The sequence below is a fragment of the Variovorax sp. Soil_C_17 genome (assembly GCF_057657265.1).
Genome location: NZ_JBDGIT010000063.1, coordinates 1 through 285, shown reverse-complemented (window position 1 = coordinate 285; position 285 = coordinate 1). Strand labels below are relative to the sequence as shown.

1 protein-coding gene is annotated in these 285 nt (G+C 61.4%); it reads left to right on the top strand.

The features are described from left to right. Nucleotides 1-54: 54 nt before the first annotated feature. On the top strand, nucleotides 55-285 hold a 231-nt coding region (locus AC3A6Y_RS35045; protein ID WP_487872799.1), incomplete at its 3' end, for a hypothetical protein.

The window sequence follows — 285 nt, the reverse complement described above, 5'->3', positions numbered from 1 at the left end:
CTGTTGGCAATGCGGACACGCCCTCCGGTCGGACAAATAGTGATCCAACTGCTCTTGGACAAGCGCTTGCTGGAGCTTGCCGAGGATGGACTTGGCGTCCCCGAGGGCAAGTCCGACGTCCTGCACGTGGTCACATCGGCGTTCGATTGTGTGAAGTGGCACGGTGACTGGGCGCGACCTGGCTGCCTCGAAGCGAATCTGAACAGTGACTCTCATGGGGCCCACCTTTCCGGAGATGGCGTAGCCAAAGCGGCGAGCCTTCGATTGACGGCGCGCCGATCGAAG